Raw genomic sequence first — 22,084 nt, 5'->3', positions numbered from 1 at the left:
AGCGACGCATGCCCAGATACGCGTTGAAAGTTGAATACCAAGGGGAACCGTTTGCCGGATGGCAGCGGCAAAAGGATCAGCCGTCCGTTCAGGGGGCCATTGAAGAGGCTCTGTCGCGTATTCAGCCGGGCGCGCACACAATCGCCGCCGCAGGGCGCACCGATGCCGGGGTTCACGCGCTTGGTCAGGTTGCCCATTGCGACATGGCCAAGGAATGGGACCCGTTCCGCCTGTCCGAGGCACTGAACTATCACCTCAAACCGCAGCCTGTGGCGATTGTGAAGGCCGCTCGGGTCGATGAGGATTGGCATGCACGCTTTTCAGCGGTTGAACGGCAATATCTGTTCCGCATCCTGATGCGCCGCGCCCCGGCAACGCATGACCGGGGGCAGGTCTGGCAGATCAACCATCAGTTGGATGTCGATGCGATGCAGGACGGGGCAAACATGCTGCTGGGACGGCATGATTTCACCACGTTCCGGTCTTCGATCTGTCAAGCGGCGAGCCCCGTAAAAACTCTGGATGAATTGCGGGTCGAGCAGGTTCCGGCCTTTTCCGGCCCCGAGATCCATTTCCACGTGCGCGCCCGATCTTTCCTGCACAACCAGGTACGCAGTTTCGTGGGTACTCTGGAGCGTGTCGGCGCCGGTGCTTGGACACCCGAGGACGTGCGCGACGCATTGAAAGCTGAAAACCGCGCAGCGTGCGGACCGGTCTGCCCACCGCAGGGGCTGTATCTGGCGCGTGTTGGCTACCCGGAGCCCGTGTTCGACTAAATCGCGCGCATCAGCAAACCGCCGGCAATCACTGCAATGACAAGACCAGCGACCAGTTCGATGGTCGGGGCCAGAACCGAAGCAAAGCGTGTGGCCGAGGCTGAAGCCAGTAGCCCTCCACGCAAACCGAAGGAAGTCCAGCCGACCAGCGTGGTTACTGTGGCCGTGCCCAGCGCCATAGCAAAAGCCCCGGCGACACCCACCATTGCAATGCCCATCTGCCAGGTCAGGATCAGCACAAACAAAGCACCTGTACAGGGCCGCGCGGCAATACCTGCAATAAGGATCATGGCCTCGCGCAGAGTGCCCACATTTGCGACCTCTTCCGCCGTTGGTCCATGCCGATGGCCACAATCCGTGCAGACAGCGTCATCATGGTGATGTGCTTGATCGTGGTCGTGGTGATGGTCATGACTATGTTGGTGGTCGTGAGCATGGTCGTGAGCATGCGTTGCGTGGCTTTTTTGGCGTCGCGCAAAACTACGCACAGCTCGGAACACCAGCCACAGCCCGATCAAAGCAATCGCGCCATAACTGATTGGGGCCATGACCTGCTCGGTCGCGCCCACAAGGCTTTGGCGGGACATCTGAAACACCAATACCCCGGCATAGACCAGAACTATGGCTGTCACGGCTTGCCCTAGACTGGACAGCACGCTTATCGCTGACAGCCGCCAGAAAGCCACGCGTCGACCCAGCCCGTACCCGCCGATCAGAACCTTACCGTGACCGGGGCCGATGGCATGAAAAAAGCCATAGGCGAAACATACAGTCAGCAGCGTGGCGACGGCCTGGGGCTGTTCGGCGCGTGCGGCACGCAGCGAGCGGGCGATCTGGTTCTGAAATTCGCGTTGCTCACCCGCGGCCCAAGCCGCAAGGGAGTCAAACCCGCCGCTTCCCCAAAACCAAAGAAGCAACCCACACGCAAGCGCGACCGGAACAATCAGGTAGCGGGACATGAAACGCGAATCTCGGTGGCAAAGTTTTCTCCGACCAGGGGAATATCGTTTTCCTCAAGATCGTAATCTGCATCCAGCGTCAGCAGAAATGCCTGCATCTGAGCCAACTGGCCATCGATATCCGGGTCGAAACGCTCTATCTTGCAGGCAACGGGGCCTGACACGACAACCGGGCGTGTCACTTCGTAGGCCGTGTAATAAGTTTCATCGAACGCCTTCGCCGACAAAGCGCTGGCGGGAACTGCCTCCCCTTCGACCGCACGCAGATGGGTGGTAACGATGCGGCCATCCTCGGTTGTGGCACTTGGTGAAAGCGGGCCGGACAGGGTGACCGGCATTCCGCCCGCAGTCACAACCAGATCGCCATTATATCCCTCGATCCATTGCGCATCGAACCCGGCCAGAAACTTTTCTTCGCTTTCGGTCAACACACCGTCGCCATCCTGATCCAGCCGCATATCTTCCAGTTGCAGCAGGGAAAACAGCTCATCATAGGCCCATGTCATGCGGATATGGGTCAGTTGACCACTTTCATCCACGATGAATTCAAGCCCGGTGTCGATAAAGACATGTGGGTGGGCCATGGCCGGGATCGGCAAGCAGCAGGATATAACTGTGAACAACCATCGCATGAACGCAAGATAGGTCCGGCTGTCCACCGCGGCAACGGCTTTTGCCATCAAACTGCAAAAACCGGCCTAGTGTCATCCCGGCGGAAACAGCACCAGCGTCTGCAACGCCGTGCCAACGGGACCTTGCGTGTCATAAAGCACCGATTGTGACATCCCGATGCCCGACGGCTGCCAATGCGAGACCGAGTCTGTGGCCAACCAATCGGAAATTGGCTCACGGTGAATATTTACGGTCAGGTCCGTGTTCATGAAACCCATTTCCGACGTCGGCGCGTTCCACGAAATGCCGTTGCCGCAATCGGCCAGCGGACAAAGGGCCTGAATGGGCGATTGCACTTCACCCTGTAAAAGAAGCGGGGTCCGCATCCACACCGTTTTGGGCCCGGCCCCCTGCTTGCCACCTTTCGGATACCGAATGTCGCTGTAATGGGCAAAACCAGGCAGGTCGTGACGAATCTCACCAATTGGAAACGGGCCGTCGACTGTATCCTCGATCCGGGGCGCGGTGGTTTTCACATTGGCAACCGGTCCAAGATCACGACGCGCCAGGTGCATGGTCGAGGCCGTAGCACAGAGCGTGTCGTTCAGGTCGTGGACCATAACCCGCGTGGTGGCCAGTGTCTTTGTGTGGCGCGTGGTTTCCGCTGCAACCCGCAAACCGGCCAACGGCAGAGGGCGCAGCAGGTCGACAGTCAGACGGGTCAGCATCTTTTCCGGACCGACTTCGGTTTCCGCCGCACGCACGATCAAACCACTCACTGGCCCTGCATGGCAGTGATCGGCAGACCATGGACCACGTGCGGGATCGTTGCCGACAAACGCCCCGTCTTCTCGTTGATGAAAATAGGTCTTGTCGGCGAAATCGAGCGCTGCTGCCATAGGCCCCCTCAGATCTTTTCCTGCGTGTATTTCTTTAGCTCGGCCCGCGCCACCTGACGGCGATGCACCGCATCTGGCCCATCGGCCAATCGCAGGGTCCGCACATGGGTCCAGGCCATCGCAAGCGGTGTGTCTTGGCTGATGCCCTGCGCACCGAACATCTGTACCGCTTCGTCAATCACCTTTAGAGCAACCCGAGGTGCGATGACCTTGATCTGGCTGATCCACGGCGCAGCTGCCCGCGCGTCGCCCTGATCCATGTACCAAGCGGCTTTCAGGCACAGCAGCCGGGCCATCTCGATCTCCATCCGGCATTCGGCAATGATGTCGTAATTGGCCCCAAGCTGCGCCAGTTTCTTGCCAAACGCCTCGCGTTGCAGCGACCGTTTGCACATCTGCTCCAGCGCGCTTTCGGCCTGTCCGATGGCGCGCATACAGTGGTGGATGCGGCCCGGCCCAAGGCGACCTTGCGCAATCTCGAACCCGCGCCCTTCGCCCAGCAGAATGTTTTCAGCCGGAACGCGTACGTTGGTGAAACGGATATGCATGTGGCCGTGTGGTGCATCATCGTGTCCGTAAACCTGCATGGGGCGCAAAACCTCGATCCCTGGAGCGTCTGCAGGCACCACGATCATCGACTGCCGCTTGTACTTGGGCTGTTCGTCGCCGCCGGTTTTGACCATCACGATATAGACCTTACACCGTGGATCGCCTGCGCCTGAGGACCACCATTTTTCACCATTGAGGACATAGTCATCCCCGTCCCGCACACAGGACATCGACACATTGGTCGCGTCAGACGAGGCCACGTCAGGCTCGGTCATTAAATAGGCAGACCGGATCTCACCTTCGAGCAAAGGCTTCAGCCATTGCTCCTTCATCTTCTCAGACCCGTAGCGTTCGAAAACTTCCATATTTCCAGTATCCGGGGCCGAGCAGTTGAACACTTCGGCCCCCAGGGGGGTCTTGCCCATCTCCTCGGCGAAATAGGCGTATTCGACGGTGGTCAGCCCAAATCCCTTGTCACTGTCGGTCAGCCAGAAATTCCACAGCCCCGCCGCCTTGGCCTTGGCCTTTAGCCCTTCAAGAATTTCGGCTTGGCGCTGTGTGTACTGCCAGCGGTCGCCCTTGTTGATTTCGGCGTGATACTCTTCTTCCAACGGCATGACCTCATCCCGAATCATATCGGCAACACGTTGCAGAAGAACGCGATTTTCCTCGCGCAGGGTAAATGACATGTTCACGGGCGCATCCTCCTGGGACATCGAGACAGGGCTATACTTTCGCGGCAAGGATGGCTTAACTGCCCCAAGCCTGTCCACCGCAGTGACGGGACGTCACCACTTCAAAATCAAAGCAGGAGCTGCGCATGGCGTTGTTGATCGAAACCGGGTTGTCCGATTGGATAGGCGACAGTGAAATTGCCGCCAAATTGCAGGCTGCTGCACCCGATGCGGATATCCGCACCCCTGAAACGCTTGGAAACCCCGAAGACATCACGATGTTGGCCTTGGTCAATATGCAAAGCGACCATCCCACACGCTTGCCGAACCTGAGGCTTGTTCAGAAGTTGGGGGCGGGCGTGGAAACCATTGTAAGCCATCCCGACCTTCCAGCCCATGTCCGCATCGCGCGTCTAAAGCCAGATGCACCGGCACAGGGTATCGCCGAGTGGTTTGTGGCTTACATCCTGCGCCGCCAACGGCATATGGCGTTCCATGAGGCCGCCCAAGCCCGGTCGGAATGGTCGCCGCGAGAGCCGATCTTTACACCCGACACAGTCGTAGGTGTTCTGGGTCTGGGCCATATCGGTGCCCGCACCGCCTTGATGCTGCGGGCCATCGGATTTCAGGTCATGGGTTGGAGCCGCACACCAAAATCCATAGAAGGTGTGACCTGTCTGCATGGACAAGACACCCTGCCCGAGCTTTTGGGTCAATGCGATCATGTGTGTGCTATTTTGCCTTCGACACCACAAACCGTTGGTTTGTTCGACGCAAAAACGCTGGAGTCGATGAAACCCAGTAGCCAGTTGCTGAACGCCGGGCGCGGGGATCTGATTGACGAAGCCGCCCTGATCGAAGCGCTGGACAAAGGCACACCGGCTCATGCCGTGCTGGACGTTACATCAGTGGAACCTCTGCCGCAGGGCAGCCCGTTATGGGCCCATCCCGGCGTGACGATCACACCGCATGTCTCGGGGTGGCATCTGGGCGACGCGCTTTCAGACGTCGCCGAGAACTTTCAACGGCTCAACTCTGGCGCGCCCTTGCTGCATGAGGTGGATCGAGCTCAGGGCTATTGAGGCCCGTACCGCAGATCAGGGCGTGAGAATCCAGTTGCCATTGCCGTCATTGCACCGGCGGGTTCTGATCTCGCGGCTCTGATCCCCACCTTCCGGCTGAATTATGTGTTGAAGGCTGACGCAGTTCCCCTGCACATTTTGCACCCGGATCGTGCCTTTTGATCCGGTGTCGTCATTTTTCCAGGCCCGTTCCTGACCCACGGATGGCGTACCACTGGTCAGCAATGTGTTCGCGGTTACGTTGACCACTTCGAAATCCGCAGGCGACAAGCCCATCTCTGCAATGATTCGCGATAGGGGCTTGGCGTCTGCCAAACTGGTCATCAAAAGAACACCACAAGCGACGATTGCGGGCAAAAACTGGGCTTTCATAGCGGCCTCACAGAACTGAAATCATTTGTGTCCAAGGATATACCGCTGCCGCTGCAGGGCCAAGCCCCTGACGTCGACCTTCAAATTATCCCGAACAAACCTATCGCGCCGGTGGACCTATCTGCGCCCGGTCTTTGCGCCCATAGTGCCGTACAAACGACCCAGAGGCTCATTATGACCAACCCAACCTATTTTGCCCCAACCGGGGGCCATCCCGGTCAGGACCAACTGTTGACCGACCGCGCCATGTTCACGGACGCTTATGCGGTCATTCCCAAAGGCACGATGCGCGACATCGTCACCAGCTCCCTGCCTTTCTGGGAAGGCACGCGCCTGTGGGTTCTGTCGCGTCCGCTCAGTGGTTTCGCCGAAACGTTCTCGCAATACATCATGGAGGTACAACCCGGCGGTGGCAGCGACCAGCCTGAAACCGAAGCACAGGCCCAGGCCGTTCTCTTTGTGGTCGAGGGGGCTGTCACCTTAACCCTGAATGCCGAAAAACATGTATTGGAAACAGGGGGGTATGCCTATATTCCACCGGGAAGCGACTGGGCATTGCACAACACGGGTGACGCAGTCGCCCGGTTCCATTGGGTCCGCAAAGCCTATCAGTCGGTGCCCGGGCTGCCTTTGCCCGATCCGATCATAACCAACGAGCGAGACGTGACACCGGTCGAAATGCCGGGAACACAGGGCCGCTGGTCGACCACGCGGTTTGCCGACCCTCAGGACCTGCGCCATGACATGCATGTGAACATCGTCAATTTCGAACCCGGCGGGGTCATCCCGTTTGCCGAGACCCATGTGATGGAGCACGGGCTCTATGTGCTGGAAGGCAAAGCCGTCTATCGCCTCAATCAGGACTGGGTCGAGGTTGAAGCGGGCGATTACATGTGGTTGCGCGCCTTCTGCCCGCAAGCCTGTTATGCAGGTGGTCCGGGGCGATTCCGGTATCTGCTGTATAAGGACGTCAATCGGCACATGCCGTTGTCTTTGCCCTAAGGTAAACAGGTGGCTCGCAAAGGTGTGCCGTGAATTTGTGGCTTCGGGGCTTCACACGCGCGCCGGAATTTGCTGAAATCCAAGCAAATTCTGATTTTAAGCATTGGAGATTGTTCCATGAAACTGCGCCCTGCCCTGCTGGCCATCGCCGCATTCGCCGCATCTGCGACCCTTTTCACCTCGCCCCTTTCCGCCAAGGAAGAGACCAAGTCCGTGTTCGTCATGAGCCGCACCTGGGCGGTGACACAGGTCTCTGACGCGCCGGTTGTGTACCGCGCCACGCGTGACAACAACAACCTCAACCCGTTTGGCCCCCCGCCACGTTTGCGCACGCTTCAGGCCATCGCCGCCATTCAGCAGGCAACCGGGTGCAAACCGATCGTGGCCAGCATGTATCAGAACATCTCGGGCCAGTTCTTTTCCCAGGTCAGCTGCAACTGACAGAACGTCAGTTAGGGCATTGAGGTCGTCCGACCACCCTGCCATAGCTTGCGCATGAAACTCGCGATTAACGGATTCGGCCGTATCGGCCGTACGATCCTGCGGCAGGTTCTGGCCCTGCCGGAGGGGTCAGATATCGAGTTGGTGCTGATCAATGACATCGCACCGCTGGAAACCTGCGCCTACCTGTTCAAATACGACAGCACGTTCGGCCCCTACCCGGGCGATGTGTCCCAAGGGGATGCCGCGCTGATTGTGGATAGGCGGACGATCCCAATGACGCACAGTGCCGATCTGACTCGCGTTGATCTATCGGGCGTGGATGTGATGCTGGATTGTACAGGCATTGCCCGCAGCTCTGACGTTGCGCGCCGTGGTCTGACCGCAGGGGCTGGCAAAGTCCTGATCTCGGGTCCTTCGCCCGCTGCCGATGTCACCATTGTTCTCGGAGCCAACGAGGAGCAATTGGGAAGCGCCCGGATCGTTTCAAACGCGTCCTGCACTACCAATGGGTTGGTGCCGCTGGTCAAGGTCATCGACGATATCGGCGGTGTTGCGGCAGGGCACATGACGACAATCCACTGCTACACCAATAGTCAGCCCATGGTAGACGCCCCGCGCGGCGACCTCGCCCGCTCACGTGCAGGTGCCCTATCGATGGTGCCCACCACATCGAGCGCCATGCACTTGATAGACGTCGTTCTGCCGCATCTGGCCGGGCGCATCTCTGGGGCGGCTGTCCGCGTTCCTACAGCAAGTGTGTCTGCCGTGGACCTAATAGTGACACTGGAACGGGGCCTGAGCGCGGATGCCTTTGAAGAGGCGCTGAAAGAGGCCGTTGCTGCATCCCCGGTCCTTGGCTGGACAGACATGCCGCTGGTCTCGTCCGACCTTCGCGCACGCTCGGAATCTCTAGTCATCGCCGGCACTGAAACCCGAATGGTCGGTGAAAACCAGGTGAGGGTCTTTGGCTGGTACGACAATGAATGGGGTTTCTCGGCGCGCATGCTGGACGTGGCCCGCCTTATGGCTGCCCAATAGCCGGACCGCGCCCCGCAATTGCGTGTGCGATCCGGCGTCGGCTTGGTTATTTGTGCCCCGACAAACTACCGGAACCGTGCCCGGACATCCCACCAGATACTTCTTCTGTGGCCTCGTCCGTAAGCTCTTCCGGCAGAACGAGATTGAGTACGATGGCAATAACCGCCGCAGGCAACAACCCACTTTTCATCAGGATACCCAGCGTGTCCGGCAAGTGCTGAACTGCATCGGGTTCAAGCTGCAACCCGAATCCGATGGAAAGCGAGATTGCAAAAATCACCATATTGCGACGGTTCCAGTCGACGTCAGACAGCATCGAAATACCCGCAGCCACAACCATCCCGAACATGACGATGACGCCCCCGCCCAACACCTCAATTGGAATGGTCCGGATGATTGCACCGACCTTGGGAACCAACCCGCACAGGATCAGGAACAAGGCACCAATGGTCACGACATGGCGGCTCATCACGCCGGTCATCGCGATCAGACCGACATTTTGGCTGAACGACGTGTTGGGCAATCCGCCGAATACACCGGCCAGCGCTGAACCGAAACCATCGGCGTAAGTAGCACCCGAGATTTCTTCATCTGTCGCTTCTCGACCTGCACCACCTTTGGTCACGCCCGAAACATCGCCAACAGTTTCGATGGCAGACACAAAAGCCATGAGGCAGAAACCGATCACAGCTGCAAATGAGAATTCAAACCCGTATTTAAACGGAACAGGCAGAGCAAACGCCGAAGCGCGACCCCAGCTTGCACCAATCGCTTCAAAGGTCACCATTCCGACCATCAATGCGTAAAGGTATCCAACCGCCAGACCAATCAGGACTGCTGAAACTGAAAGCATACCCCTGGCGAAGAATTTCAACGCAAGCGTTACAACAACAACGACCATCGCCGCTGACCAGTTCAGCATTGACCCGTATTCTGGTGTGCCGATCGCCGGAACCCCTCCAGCAGCGTACTGGATGCCAACCTTGACCAACGCCAGACCGATCATTGTGACCACAAGACCGGTCACCAGCGGCGGCAGAGCGAAGCGTATCTTCCCGATGACAGCCCCCAGACAGGCATGGAACACACCGCCGATGATCACGCCCCCGAACAAAGCTGCCAACCCGTCGACCCCTTTGCCCGCCACAAGAGGGATCATGATCGGCAGAAAGGCGAAACTTGTTCCCTGAACAATCGGCAACGCTGCCCCAACCGGACCCACAGTGACCGTCTGCAACAACGTTGCCACGCCGGCAAATAGCATCGACATCTGGATCAAGTACAAAAGCTCTGGGAAATCAGGCGAGTTCGAACCAAACCCAAACCCAGCTGCGCCAGCGACAATGATTGCAGGTGTCACGTTTGAGACGAACATCGCCAGAACGTGCTGAATACCCAGTGGAATCGCCTTGTGCAGCGCGGGTGTGAAATTCGGATCCCGAAGCTGTTCGGGTGTTCCAATTGAAGTTTCGGCCATGGGCACTGTCCTCTCAGTCAGAGTTCACGGGGGTATTGCCGCTTATCCCGCGGCTTCGTTGGGTTTCGGCACCACCTCATAGGGTGTGTCGAACCAGTGTTCTTCCAGATTTGATCCGGTGCCGATCCTGTCCAGCACCGCAAACAGACCCGGGCCATGTAGAGGTGTCAGAACGCCATGCCATGTACCGCGGTGGTAATTCACCATCTGGCCCGGCTTGGTTATGAACGCGCGCGGAACGCCCGGTTCCCCGGCATTGTCTGCCGCGACGACCACCAGAAAAGGCTGATGCGTCATGGGAATGAAAGCCTGACTGCCATCCGGATGGCGCTCGACCATCTCAAGCGTGTAGGGCAATGAACGGGGGTTGGCGTTGAACAGGCTCAGCCCAGCCCGACCATCAGAAAAATCCAACCGCGCGCGGTCGTGAAACCGCCCGCATTGCCCTTGGTTGATGATCTTGTCGGGCGGTCCAGACGCCTCGATCAAATCGCCAAAAGGGGCAAATGCGTCTGCCGAGATTATTTCTGTCACGATCTGCCGGGTCATGCGGGCAACACATCCCTCAGACGAAACTCGGCGATCCGTTCAACCTGACGGCAGGCTTCGGCAAATTCCGTTGTGCGATCCTGTTCAATGCGTCGCTGAAAGGCTTCGAGGATCGACGCTTTGTTATGGTCCCGTACCGCAATTATGAAAGGGAACCCGAATGCCTGCGTGTATCGCTGGTTCAGATCGGTAAACGCCTCACGCTCGGCATCGGTCAGTGCGTCCAAACCCGCTGACGCCTGTTCAGACGTGCTTTCCTGTGTCAGCCGCTTGGCCTGCGCCAGCTTGCCCGCCAGATCCGGATGCGCGGTCAGAACGCCCAAACGCTCGTCTTCTGAAGCCGAACGGAACATGCGCGTCAGCGCGTTGTGCAACCCGCCTGCGGTGTCATGTGCCGGGCCCAGCTCCAGATCAAAGGCGCGGTCAGCAATCCAGGCCGAATGCTCAAAAATACCGCCAAATGCCTCGACAAACGCGGTGCGGTCCATCTGTGACGGACGCACGCGATGCACCGGCGGATGGGAGGTTGCCCAATGTTGCGCGATTTGCAATCGCGTTGCGAACCAGACATCGGCAAATCCCCGTGCATAGTCCAAGAACCGTTTCAGCGCCATCACACGCCCCGGTCGGCCAATCAGGCGGCAATGCAAACCGATCGAGAGCATCTTGGGAACGCCCGCCTCACCCTCAGCGTACAGTGCATCAAAACTGTCTTTCAGGTACGCGAAGAACTGATCACCCGAATTGAACCCCTGCGGGGTGGCAAAACGCATGTCGTTGCAATCCAGTGTGTATGGCACGATCAACTGATCCCGCCCACCTGTCTGCAACCAATAAGGAAGATCGTCCGCATAGGTGTCGGCGACATAGGCAAACCCGCCCTCTTCCGCGACCAGACGCACCGTGTTTTCAGAACAGCGCCCCGTGTACCAGCCGCGCGGGCGTTCACCGACAACTTCTGTGTGCAGACGTATGGCCTCGGCTATTTGTGCACGTTCTTCTTTCGGGGCCATATCCTTGTGTTCGACCCATTTGAGGCCGTGGCTGGCAATTTCCCAACCAGCGGATTTCATCGCCGCCACCTGATCGGGCGACCGCGCCAGAGAAGTCGCCACGCCATACACCGTGATCGGAAGATCCTTCATCAGCCGATGCAAACGCCAGAACCCGGCGCGGGCGCCGTATTCATAGATCGACTCCATATTCCAGTGCCGCTGACCCGGCCACTGCGCGGCTCCCACGATCTCGGACAAAAACGCCTCGGACGCGTCATCGCCGTGCAGCACGCAGTTTTCGCCACCCTCTTCATAGTTCAGCACAATCTGAACGGCCAACTTGGCCCCGCCCGGCCACTTCGCCTGCGGAGGGTGTGCTCCGTATCCGATCATGTCCCGGGGGTAACGCGGCGGCTGCATGGTATGGTCCATTTCTATTTCTGTTTCCAACAGACTTACCCCAGAACACAGCCTTTGATTATCAAATCAATCCGAACGCTGTTTCCGGTTCTTTCGGCATTTCAACTGTTTCGAACTTTGCGCCAGACTGTCAAAAATCAAAAGGCACATGATAGGAGAGACCGGTGGCAGGCTATTTGACAACCCATGTTCTGGATACCGCACGTGGCTGCCCTGCCGTGGGGCTGAAAATCGCGCTTTACCGCGTGTCCGGCAACTCTCATCGCAAACTGGTCGAGATGGAAACCAACGCGGATGGCCGTACCGACAGCCCAATATTGCCGCAGGACGCATTTAAAACAGGCACTTACGAACTGATTTTCTTTGCAGGCGATTACCTGCGTGCAACAGGTCAGGACGGAGACGATCCCTTGTTTCTGGATCAGGTACCCATCCGGTTCGGCATGTCCGATGCAGAGGCGCATTACCATGTCCCGCTTCTGCTTTCGCCCTACGGCTATTCGACCTATCGCGGGAGCTGATCGAGAGCTGAGGTCTTAAGCTGGGAGCTCGGCGCTTCGAACGATTTTTCCGATCCGTTCGATCATGAAGTCCATGAACAAGCGAGCCTTCGGATCTTGATGTCGCCGGTGCGTGTAAAGACAGGCCATTTGCACAGAAACCGGCGGCGTTTCCGTTGCAACCGGGACCAGGCGTCCCGATCTGAGGTGTTCGGCGACTTCAAAAACGGGTTTCATTGCAATCCCTTGCCCTGACAAAGCCCAATCTGTCAGCACGTCTCCATCATCGCATTCAAACCGACCCGACACCGCAAAACGTTTCGGTCCCTCGGGGGTTTCAAGCATCCATTGAAACTCGGCCGCTCCCGGAAAGCGCAGGTTCAGGCATTCGTGTTTGTCGGCGACCAGATCAGCACCGGTTGATGGCATTCCGCGTCGCGATACATAGTCGGGGGCGGCACAAAGCACGCGCTGACAATCTGCGATCTTACGGATGCGTAGGGTGCTGTCTTCGGGTTGGCCGATAAAGAACGCCAGATCCAGCCCTTCGGTTGTCAGGTCGACAGACCGGTCCGTCAGGCGCAAGCGCACGTCTACTTCTGGGTACGCAGCCAGAAAATCAGGAACATGCGGTGCCAGCAGACGGCGACCCACCCCCAGCGGCGCCGCCGCAAACAATGATCCACGTGGGGCTTCGGTCAGATGGGTCACCTTAGCCTCGGCATCATCCACCGCGTCCAGAACCGCGACAGCTCCGGGATAAAACGCTTTGCCTTGCTCGGTCGGAGACAGATTGCGGGTCGTACGCTGAAAAAGGCGTACGCCTAAGTGATCCTCAAGCTGAGAAATCCGCGCTGAAGTCACAGCCGGAGAAATTCGCAGGTCTCGCCCCGCGGCGGACATGCTGCCCAGATCGTAGACCCTGACAAAGGTGCGGATGTTATCGAGATAGGACATCTTTTCGTTTTTTTTGATACAGTTTGACAATATACGGGAATACCGAAGAAAAGCCTGTTTGCCTAGTGTGGTGGCAACCAATCGGAGACCTCTGAAATGTACGACTTTGCCGTGTTCTGGGACTGGATGGCGTTTGCCGTGCGCTGGTTGCACGTGATCACCGCCATGGCCTGGATCGGATCCTCATTTTATTTCATCGCGTTGGACCTGGGGCTGAACCGCAATATTCCGGGTCCGGCGGATGGCGAGGAATGGCAGGTGCATGGCGGCGGCTTCTACCATATCCAAAAGTACCTGGTTGCCCCTGAACGGATGCCCGATCACCTGACCTGGTTCAAATGGGAAAGCTATTCAACCTGGCTCAGCGGTGCAGCGCTGCTGATGATCGTCTACTGGGTCGGAGGAGAGCTGTATCTGATCGATGCGGAAAAGGCCGATCTGGCCCTTTGGCAAGGCATTCTGATCTCGGCAGCCTCGCTGACCGTTGGATGGCTGGTCTATGATTTTCTGTGCAAGTCCGGGCTTGGGGAACGCCCTACTTTGCTGATGGTTTTGCTGTTCGCGCTGCTGGTCGCGATGGGTTGGGGCTACAACCAGATCTTCACCGGGCGTGCGATGATGCTGCATCTGGGCGCGTTCACCGCCACGATCATGACGGCAAACGTGTTCTTCATCATCATGCCCAATCAACGCATTGTGGTGGATGATCTGAAAAACGGGCGCACACCGGATCCGAAATACGGCAAGATCGCCAAGCTGCGCTCGACGCACAACAACTACCTGACTTTGCCCGTCCTGTTCCTGATGCTGTCGAACCACTACCCGCTGGCGTTCGCGACGGAATACAACTGGATCATCGCCGCGCTTGTGTTCCTGATGGGCGTCACCATCCGGCACTATTTCAACACCCGCCATGCCCGGGCTGGCAATCCGACCTGGACGTGGTTGGCCACGGCGCTGCTGTTCATTGCGATCATGTGGCTGTCGACAGCCCCCATGTACCAACCATTGGAAGAGGCCGAAGCACAGCCTCTAACGCCATATGAACAGAAATTTGCAGATGCAGACGGGTTCGAAAACGCCCATGACATTGTTCTTGGGCGTTGTTCAATGTGCCACGCGCGCGAGCCGGTCTGGGAGGGCATTCTTTGGGCCCCCAAGGGTGTGCTTTTGGAAACCGAGGCCGACATCGCCAGAAATGCAAATCAAATCTATTTGCAGGCGGGCGTGACCCACGCGATGCCTCCGGCAAACGTAACCTATATGGAACCCGCTGACCGCCAGGCCATCATCCGATGGGTGCGTAACGCAGGACTGTAGCAGAAACGCAATTTGCCCCAAAATTTCGCATCTGGCTGATAATCTCTTTCCCAGATCGCATTCAGATGCTCTAACCTGAATGCAAAGGACCGTGGCAAACGCGGTGTATGATATTTGGAACTGGGACATTTGGGGCAATTCATGCAAGGGAGCAAGCCGCAAGGCCGTCTGAGGCGCTGGCTGAGTGTCGCTGTTGTGGCGTTGGCTCCAAACGTGTCACTGGCATTGGAAACCTCTCTGACTGCACCGGGTGCGTCCAAGGAGCTGGTGGATCGCCTGAAAGAGACGTCATCCGTCACCACGGCAGAAGAGCGCGGCCTGGACACCCCGCTTGAAATCCTTTCCGCCGCGCTGTCGGATTACCGCACAATTGTGCAGATTCTTTATGATGAGGGGTATTTCAGCCCTGTCGTCAGCATCAAATTAGACGGTCAGGAAGCCGCCGAGATAAGTTCGTTGACCGTGCCTGCCAAAATCGACCGAGCAGCAATTACGGTTGAGACTGGACCTAGCTTTAAATTTGGCACTGCCACAGTGCAGCCACTGGCCCCTGAAACCGTTCTGCCGGAAGAGTTTGCCACCGGCAAACTGGCCACAACCGGCGCCATTCAGCAGGCCACCTCGGCCGGTGTGCAAGGATGGCGGGATGCAGGCCATGCAAAGGCCGGGGTCGCTGGGCAAACCGTCATCGCGCGTCATTCACAGGCGCAGCTGGACGCTCAAGTCACGCTGGAACCTGGGCGCAGGCTGACATTTGGCAAGATGTTCATCAAGGGCGACACAGATGTGCGCCATAGATCCATCGAAAAGATCGCTGGTTTCCCCAGCGGCGAGGTTTATTCGCCTGAAAAGATCCAAAAGGTCGGAACGCGTCTGCGCCGCACCGGCACGTTCAACGTCGTCTCGCTGCAAGAGCGCGAGACACCAAACTCGGATGGAACGCTGGACTTCGATGCCACGTTCGAGGACCTGCCCAAGCGACGGTTGACCTTCGGGGTCGAACTGGCCTCGCGCGATGGCGTTGACGTCACCGCGACCTGGACCCATCGCAATATGTTCAAACGCGCCGAGCGTTTGCGCTTTGAAGCGGCGATACGCAATATCGGCGGTGCCGAGGATATCGATGGCCGGATCGGGTTACGCCTGGATCAACCGGATCGCCTCGGGCCGGACGACAACACGTTCTGGAGCGCATTGCTGGAACGGCGCAACACGGAAAACTACAACGTATCGGTTGCGTCCTTGGCCTATGGTGCACGCCGCACCTTTTCCGACAATTTGTATGCCGAGGCGTCCGCCGGATTTCAACTTTCAAACGCCGATGACGCCTATGGCAGCGGTCGCAAGTTCAGGTATTTCATCCTGCCCTTCCGATCTGAATGGGACCAACGCGACAGCAAAGTAAGCGCCACGCGGGGGTTTTATTTGGATTCGCAAGTCATGCCCTTTGTCGGAATTTCCGGAACGGACACCGGTATCCGCCTGTTCTTTGATGGCCGGGCTTATACAAGCCTGGGGACCGGCGGTCGGATCGTTCTGGCCGGGCGCGCGCAATTGGGCTCAGTCATCGGCCCGCCTGCAGATGGCGTAACGCCCGATTTTCTGTTCTTCTCGGGCGGCGCGGGCACTGTTCGCGGGCAACCCTTCGAAAGCCTTGGCATTCCAGTCGGAACCGGCATCGCAGGCGGCAAGTCGTTTATCGGTTTGTCTGGCGAAATCCGCGGCAAGATCACTGATAGCCTGTCACTGGTCGGGTTTTATGACTACGGTGTTGTCGATACGTCCTCGTTCATTGGCAGCGGTGCAGAGGATCACGCCGGCGCCGGTATCGGCGTAAGATATGATCTGGGCGGATTTGGACCTTTACGACTTGATCTCGCCTATCCGGTGAGTGGCCCCACCGGGGACGGCCTGCAGTTTTACATCGGGATCGGACAGGCATTTTGAAACGGCACCTTTCATATACTCTGCTGATCGGAACGCTGACGTTTGCACCTGTCGCCGGACTGGCGCAGGAGGATGAAGGCGGCAGCATGATCGAAAGGTTCCTGCAGGACACGCTGTCAGGAGACGATCAAAACGTGACGGTCTCGGGTCTGCAAGGCGCGCTGAGTTCGCGGGCTACAATCGACGAGATCACTGTTGCCGATGACGAGGGGGTCTGGCTGACCATTAAGGATGCCGTGCTGGACTGGAACCGACTGGCATTGATCCGTGGCCGGTTTTCCGTCAACGCCTTGACTGCACAGGAAATTGACATCGCCCGCACCCCGGGCACAACCACCAAAGATACGCCGCCCCCAGCAGCCGAAACGCAAGCCTTTCAACTGCCCGAACTTCCCGTCGCCATTGAAATCGGTGAAATCAGCATCAGCGAACTGTCTCTGGGCGAGCCGCTGATCGGCGTTGCGGCAGAGTTGGCAGTGAATGGTAACCTGTCGTTGGCGGATGGCACGCTGGACACCAATCTTGATATCACGCGCCTGGACCGCGCCGGGGACGAAATCAAGCTAAGCGCAGGATTTCAGAACGCCGACAGCCAGATCGACCTTGACCTACAAGTGACCGAGGCGGCGGGCGGCCTGATTTCGACGGCTCTCAATATCCCAGACAGCCCACCCATTGGGTTGACCGCAAAAGGGTCTGGGCCAGTAAGCGACTTCACCGCCGATATTGGTCTCAGCAGCGATGGCCAGCCGCGTGTGACCGGGCAGGTTCGACTACGTTCAGCCCCGAACGCTGCGGCAAGCGCAGATGAAGGCATTGCCTTTACTGCCGATCTGGGCGGTGATCTAACACCCTTTGTCGCCGACAACATGGATACGTTTTTCGGCACCAAAACACAGTTGTTCGTGGACGGTCGAACCGAGCCGGATGGCGCGCTGAACATCAGCGACCTTGAGCTGACATCGCAAGCGCTGAACCTCGAAGGTGAACTGCAACTCGCTGCTGGTGGCCAACTGCAATTGGCCGCTTTGCAGGGGCGGATCACGCCGCCGGAAGGGCAAAGCGTGGTTTTGCCGGTTTCGGGCGGCGAAACATCTATTGAGGCGGCACAGATTTCAGCGTTGTTTGATGAGAAAAACGGCAATCTTTGGGACCTGAGCCTTACGGCCAACGGAATAAAGACGCCACAGATCGATTTGCAACGTGCGCAAATCTCGGCACAGGGGACGCTGGAACAAGGGACGGCCCTGCAACTGGATGGCGATCTTCAGGCTGCTCTGGACGGGATCGACCTGGCTGACGATGCGCTGAACGCAGCCGTGGGCGAGCGCGTCACGCTGGATGGTTTGTTCGCCTATGGCAGTGATCAAACGGTAAACCTGTCTGGCGTGAAGCTGGTTGGTTCTGATTATGAACTGGGGCTGGACGCGGTGATCAGCGGCCTGTCTACCGGTTTGGCCGTAGATGGCACAGCCACGTTGCAGGCGACGGACTTGTCACGGTTTTCGGATCTCGCGCAGATGGAGCTTGGCGGTCGAGCCTCTGCCCGGCTTGTCGGGAAAGGCTCTCCTCTGGAGGGCAGCTTTGATGGCAAGCTCGAGGTAGAGGGTAATGACCTGTCCACAGGGCGTGATGACATCGATCCCGTCATTCGCGGCGACACCAAAATCACTGTCGACGCTAAGCGTAGTGCAGATGGGATTACGATCCGGGACTTCACCCTGATCGGCGACACACTGCGCGCGAAAGCTGATGGCGCAGTGACGACCCCCGGCGGCAACCTGACCATCGACGGGCAGGCCACGGTTAATGCCCAGGATCTTTCCATCTTCTCCGGCCTTGCAAATCGTGAGCTTGGCGGTGCCATACAGGCACAGCTGAGCGGTAAAGGCGCAGTTCAGACGCTGGAATTCGACGGCACCGCCAGCGTAACAAGCCGAGACATCAAATCTGGTATGTCCGAGATCGACCCCCTGCTTGTTGGTCGGACCGAAATTACCTTTGATGGCGCGCTTAGCCAGGATCAAATCGTGATCCGGGACGCCAAGGTGAACGGAACCGCCCTAACGGCCCAAGCGGCAGCTACGATCGACGATCCGACAAACGCGCTGGCTGTGGATGGACAAGCCAGCCTGAATGTCCCGAACCTGTCTTTGTTCTCGGGCCTTGCCAAACGCGATCTGGCCGGATCGATCAAAACCGACCTTTCGGGCAAAGGTGCTGTAGGCAGCAAGAGCTTTGACGTGAAAGGCAATCTTGATGCGAATGATATCAAAACCGGAATCGACACCGTTGACAAACTGATCCAAGGGCGCACGACCTTGACCGTGGATGCGCAGAATGGCGATGAAGGGCTTGATATCCGCAGCTTCCGATTGAAGGGAACCGCCCTGTCGGCTGAGGCATCCGGCAAACTGGACCGCGAAGCCGGAGGGTTAAGCTTTACAGCCGCCCTGGACGATCTGGGCCGACTGTCTGAAACCGTTACAGGCCCATTGAAACTGGATGGAAATGTCGCGCCCACAAGTACGGGTTTCGAGGGCACAGCCAATTTGCAGGGGCCTGACAGCTCTTACGCCAAAGTCGCGGGTTCGGTTGACACGAATGGCGCAGCGGACCTGGATTTCGACGCAAAGTTCAACCGTATCGAAAGGTTTGTGCCTGAATTCCCGGGCACCATCGCAGCTTCGGGCAACGCAACGCGGGACAATGGGCTTTGGACCATCGATGCCAAAGCCGAAGGGCCTGCTGACATCACCAGTACCGTCGCCGGAACCTTCGATGAAACCAACACCCAGGCGGATCTGACCGCGCAGGGCGGGGTCAATCTTGGGATTGCAAATATCTTTATAACGCCCAACAAGATCGAAGGGTCGGCACGTTTCGACCTGGCCTTGAATGGCGCACCGTCTTTGGCTTCTCTTAGCGGGTCGATCACCACATCTGGCACATCACTTGCCATTCCCGGTGCTGGCCAGACAATCACCGGTATCAGCGGTCAGATCAATCTTGCGCAAAGCCGTGCAACCATCAACCTCAGCGGTGGTGTGCGGGCTGGTGGTGGTTTTACCGTCAGCGGCCCTGTTGACCTCGCGCCACCGTTTAACGCTCAGATCACCACCGCGTTGAACAGTCTCGTGCTAACGGATCAGTTGCTTTACGAAACCACCTTGAACGGCCAGATCGCAATGACCGGGGCCTTGGCCGGAAACAGTTCACTGGCCGGGCAAATCACGTTCGACGAAACAAACATCAATCTTGCAGCCGCCTCAGGCGCGGTCGGCGCAGCCCCAATCCCCGAGATAAAGCATATCAACGAAAGCCGCTCTGCTTTTGTTACGCGTGAACGCGCGGGGCTGGTTGTCACAGAAGAAGCTAGCCAAAGCAATTCCAGAATTGCGCTGGACATCAGCCTGCTGGCCCCCAAAGCCGTGTTTGTTCGTGGGCGGGGCGTGAACGCAGAGCTGGGCGGACGGATTTTCATCGGTGGCACCACCGCTGCTGTCGTTCCATCGGGTCAGATCGAATTGATCCGAGGCAATTTCGACATTCTGGGCCGTAGGCTGGCCCTGACCAAAGGCATCGTCACGCTGCAGGGCGACTTGACGCCTTACATCGAGTTCGAATCCTCGGCCAGCACCTCTGATGGCACCGCAACAATTGAGATTGCGGGACCGTTGGATTCACCTGAAGTGGATGTGTTCTCTGATCCCGAACGCCCGGCTGAAGAGGCGTTGGCAATGCTGCTGTTTGGAAATCGGTTCTCAGAAATATCGCCATTCCTGATCGCACAGATGGCAGCGTCGCTGGCACAACTCAGCGGCGCGGGTGGCGACGCAACCAAGGGTCTGCGTGAATCCACCGGCGTGGATACAATTGATGTCGGCGCATCGGAAAGTGGTGCTGGCCGGTTGGGGGCTGGCGCCTATCTGGGTGAGAACCTGTATACCGACTTTACCGTCAACACCGAAGGTGACACCGAAGTGAACCTGAACTTGGATGTGACTGACAACTTTACCGTCAAAGGCACAGTTGATGGCCGCGGCGAAACCGGCATCGGGGTGTTTTTCGAACGCGATTACTAAGGCGTCATTTTCGGCGAATACCAATCGGCTGCCCAATCTGGGGCGCGGGTGGCAAAGACGCGTGATCCGACACCATCCGTGCCAACCGAGTGACCGCCCAATCCGGATAGGGTTCAGAGCGACCCGTTCTGTGGCTGACATTCATGAACAGCACTTCTTGCGTGGCACATACAGTCTGGTCGGGGGCCGAGATCATCTGACCGAAATAGTGCCCACGTTTGTGATCTGCATCCAACAATCGAAACTGGAAATAGATCGTCATGTCGTCGGTCACCTCACGCAGGAACTGCATGTGGGATTGCAGGACGTACGGCCCCTGCCCCAACGCCTGGACCTGGGGCTCGCCAAGACCCAATTGATCGACAAGCAGCCGTTCGAAGGCCATGTCGAACGCGACGCCATAGTAGCCGACATTCATATGCCCGTTGTAATCGATCCAGTCTGGTTGCAGCGCAAACTCGTGAATTTCAACAGGCGCATCGTACGGGCCATCATGACCACCTAACGGCTGTGTATCTTGTGACATGGCTGAACAGTCCTCACTCGTCCGGATCTTCAAAGATCGCAACGGCGCGGATGAACCCTGCCGAGGCACCTTTGATCTTGAAAGGGAAACAGGAAATTTCAAACCCTGTCGGCGGAAGCGTTTCCAAATTGGTCAGCTTTTCCATGTGGCAATACCCAATCTCCATCGAGGCGCGGTGCCCTTCCCAGATGATCGAGGGGTCTTTGGTATCTGCATATTCCTGCGCGGTCAGCGGGAAGGGTGCGTCCCAACTCCAGGCATCTGTTCCGGTCACCCGCACCCCGCGTTCTGTCAGGTACAAGGTCGCCTCACGTCCCATACCGCAGCCTTTCATCAGATAGTCAGGTTGGCCATACTGTGTCCCTGCAGACGTATTGACCACCACGATATCCAACGAGTTCAGCGTATGACCGATCCGCTTCAGTTCGGCCTCGACATCCGCTGCGGTAACCACATAGCCATCCTCGAAATGACGGAAATCCAGTTTGACACCGGGGTTCATGCACCATTCCAGCGGCACCTCATCAATGGTGATCGCCCTCTCGCCTTTGTTCATTGTGGAATGGTGGTGGTAGGGCGCGTCCAGATGGGTGCCGTTGTGCGTCGCGATTTGCAAACGTTCCAGCGCCCAACCCTCGCCACCTGGCAGGTCTTCTTTCGCAAGGCCGGGGAAAAAGGCCATGACCTGCTCGGCGGTCTGGTCATGGGTCAGGTATTCGATCTCGGGCAGCATGATCGGCGGGTCCGATACAATGCCGGTTTCCAGCGGAACGGACAAATCGACGAAACGGCGAGGCATATGCAACTCCATCAGAAGAACAGCCACAGGGTTGGCCGCGCGTAAGCTGCTGTCAAGACGCGAAAAAGGCGGCCCGCTAAGACCGCCTTTTCGAAAGAATGA

At 57.9% G+C, this 22,084-nt stretch carries 20 protein-coding genes; 9 read left to right on the top strand and 11 right to left on the bottom strand.

The annotated features are described in order from the left end of the window. The first annotated feature begins 8 nt into the window (after positions 1 to 8). Positions 9 to 776 (top strand): tRNA pseudouridine(38-40) synthase TruA, encoded by a 768-nt coding sequence (gene truA / locus GS630_RS10210; protein WP_171235332.1) that lies wholly within the window; start codon positions 9 to 11, stop codon positions 774 to 776. Here the strand turns inward: truA and GS630_RS10205 are convergent. The 4 genes from GS630_RS10205 to GS630_RS10190 are packed head-to-tail and all read right to left on the bottom strand — an operon-like array spanning position 773 to position 4,484. After that, positions 773 to 1,735: a nickel/cobalt transporter gene (locus tag GS630_RS10205; RefSeq protein ID WP_171619597.1), complete on the bottom strand. Its 963-nt coding sequence runs from the start codon at positions 1,733 to 1,735 to the stop codon at positions 773 to 775. The two genes, truA and GS630_RS10205, sit on opposite strands and share 4 nt — an antisense overlap. Further along, positions 1,720 to 2,415 (bottom strand): DUF1007 family protein, encoded by a 696-nt coding sequence (locus GS630_RS10200; protein WP_371809072.1) that lies wholly within the window; start codon positions 2,413 to 2,415, stop codon positions 1,720 to 1,722. The genes GS630_RS10205 and GS630_RS10200 overlap by 16 nt, the downstream gene beginning before the upstream one ends. A 24-nt stretch (positions 2,416 to 2,439) precedes the next feature. Next, a complete protein-coding gene (locus GS630_RS10195) occupies positions 2,440 to 3,246 on the bottom strand; it encodes a thioesterase family protein (RefSeq protein ID WP_171619595.1) in 807 nt (268 codons plus the stop codon). Positions 3,247 to 3,254: 8 nt separating this feature from the next. After that, positions 3,255 to 4,484: an acyl-CoA dehydrogenase family protein gene (locus tag GS630_RS10190; protein WP_245223127.1), complete on the bottom strand. Its 1,230-nt coding sequence runs from the start codon at positions 4,482 to 4,484 to the stop codon at positions 3,255 to 3,257. A 131-nt stretch (positions 4,485 to 4,615) separates the two neighbouring features. Here GS630_RS10190 and GS630_RS10185 point away from each other — a divergent pair, with 131 nt between their 5' ends. Beyond that, positions 4,616 to 5,551 carry a glyoxylate/hydroxypyruvate reductase A gene (locus tag GS630_RS10185; protein ID WP_171178023.1) on the top strand — a complete coding sequence of 312 codons (936 nt, stop codon included), beginning with the start codon at positions 4,616 to 4,618 and terminating at the stop codon, positions 5,549 to 5,551. Positions 5,552 to 5,566: 15 nt separating this feature from the next. Here the strand turns inward: GS630_RS10185 and GS630_RS10180 are convergent, their stop codons facing one another. Next, positions 5,567 to 5,923 (bottom strand): hypothetical protein, encoded by a 357-nt coding sequence (locus GS630_RS10180; protein ID WP_171178025.1) that lies wholly within the window; start codon positions 5,921 to 5,923, stop codon positions 5,567 to 5,569. A gap of 174 nt (positions 5,924 to 6,097) precedes the next feature. On the opposite strand from GS630_RS10180, the gene GS630_RS10175 reads away from it, so the two are divergent. From GS630_RS10175 to GS630_RS10165, 3 genes are all read left to right on the top strand, one after another. Further along, the gene (locus GS630_RS10175; protein WP_171178027.1) at positions 6,098 to 6,925 is read left to right on the top strand and encodes a bifunctional allantoicase/(S)-ureidoglycine aminohydrolase; all 828 of its coding nucleotides are present in this window, start codon (positions 6,098 to 6,100) and stop codon (positions 6,923 to 6,925) included. Between the two features lie 117 nt (positions 6,926 to 7,042). Further along, the gene (locus GS630_RS10170; protein ID WP_171178029.1) at positions 7,043 to 7,366 is read left to right on the top strand and encodes a hypothetical protein; all 324 of its coding nucleotides are present in this window, start codon (positions 7,043 to 7,045) and stop codon (positions 7,364 to 7,366) included. A gap of 54 nt (positions 7,367 to 7,420) precedes the next feature. Next, positions 7,421 to 8,407, top strand: coding sequence for a type I glyceraldehyde-3-phosphate dehydrogenase (locus tag GS630_RS10165; protein WP_171235336.1), 987 nt, complete (start codon positions 7,421 to 7,423; stop codon positions 8,405 to 8,407). Positions 8,408 to 8,453: 46 nt separating this feature from the next. Here GS630_RS10165 and GS630_RS10160 read toward each other — a convergent pair whose 3' ends face one another. The 3 genes from GS630_RS10160 to puuE are packed head-to-tail and all read right to left on the bottom strand — an operon-like array spanning position 8,454 to position 11,848. Next, entirely contained in the window at positions 8,454 to 9,884 is a 1,431-nt protein-coding gene (locus GS630_RS10160; protein WP_171178033.1) for a uracil-xanthine permease family protein, read from the bottom strand. Positions 9,885 to 9,926: 42 nt separating this feature from the next. Further along, on the bottom strand, positions 9,927 to 10,433 hold the full coding sequence (locus GS630_RS10155) for an ureidoglycolate lyase (protein WP_171619591.1): 507 nt from the start codon (positions 10,431 to 10,433) through the stop codon (positions 9,927 to 9,929). Next, positions 10,430 to 11,848 carry an allantoinase PuuE gene (gene puuE / locus GS630_RS10150; protein ID WP_171620128.1) on the bottom strand — a complete coding sequence of 473 codons (1,419 nt, stop codon included), beginning with the start codon at positions 11,846 to 11,848 and terminating at the stop codon, positions 10,430 to 10,432. The genes GS630_RS10155 and puuE overlap by 4 nt, the downstream gene beginning before the upstream one ends. Before the next feature lie 164 nt (positions 11,849 to 12,012). Between puuE and uraH the strand changes: the two genes are divergently transcribed. Next, entirely contained in the window at positions 12,013 to 12,369 is a 357-nt protein-coding gene (gene uraH, locus GS630_RS10145; protein WP_171238108.1) for a hydroxyisourate hydrolase, read from the top strand. 15 nt (positions 12,370 to 12,384) lie between these two features. Here the strand turns inward: uraH and GS630_RS10140 are convergent, their stop codons facing one another. Continuing rightward, entirely contained in the window at positions 12,385 to 13,305 is a 921-nt protein-coding gene (locus tag GS630_RS10140) for a LysR family transcriptional regulator (protein WP_171238107.1), read from the bottom strand. A 96-nt stretch (positions 13,306 to 13,401) separates the two neighbouring features. Here GS630_RS10140 and GS630_RS10135 point away from each other — a divergent pair, with 96 nt between their 5' ends. The 3 genes from GS630_RS10135 to GS630_RS10125 all read left to right on the top strand — a co-directional run bounded on the left by GS630_RS10135 (position 13,402) and on the right by GS630_RS10125 (position 20,657). Beyond that, positions 13,402 to 14,625, top strand: coding sequence for a urate hydroxylase PuuD (locus GS630_RS10135; RefSeq protein ID WP_171619589.1), 1,224 nt, complete (start codon positions 13,402 to 13,404; stop codon positions 14,623 to 14,625). A gap of 141 nt (positions 14,626 to 14,766) precedes the next feature. After that, positions 14,767 to 16,572, top strand: coding sequence for an autotransporter assembly complex family protein (locus GS630_RS10130; protein ID WP_171619587.1), 1,806 nt, complete (start codon positions 14,767 to 14,769; stop codon positions 16,570 to 16,572). Then, positions 16,569 to 20,657 carry a translocation/assembly module TamB domain-containing protein gene (locus GS630_RS10125; RefSeq protein WP_253285867.1) on the top strand — a complete coding sequence of 1,363 codons (4,089 nt, stop codon included), beginning with the start codon at positions 16,569 to 16,571 and terminating at the stop codon, positions 20,655 to 20,657. Before GS630_RS10130 ends, GS630_RS10125 begins: the two co-directional genes overlap by 4 nt. 4 nt (positions 20,658 to 20,661) lie before the next feature. On the opposite strand, the gene GS630_RS10120 is transcribed toward GS630_RS10125, so the two are convergent. Continuing rightward, complete coding sequence (locus tag GS630_RS10120) at positions 20,662 to 21,183, bottom strand: thioesterase family protein (protein WP_171235341.1); 522 nt, start codon at positions 21,181 to 21,183, stop codon at positions 20,662 to 20,664. Positions 21,184 to 21,196: 13 nt separating this feature from the next. Beyond that, complete coding sequence (locus GS630_RS10115) at positions 21,197 to 21,982, bottom strand: cyclase family protein (RefSeq protein WP_171235342.1); 786 nt, start codon at positions 21,980 to 21,982, stop codon at positions 21,197 to 21,199. Positions 21,983 to 22,084 lie beyond the last annotated feature (102 nt).

This window comes from Ruegeria sp. HKCCD7303 (assembly GCF_013111185.1).
Taxonomy (GTDB): Bacteria; Pseudomonadota; Alphaproteobacteria; order Rhodobacterales; family Rhodobacteraceae; genus Ruegeria.
The sequence above is the reverse complement of the archived record's forward strand: the minus strand, read 5'-3'. Positions and strand labels throughout refer to the sequence as shown.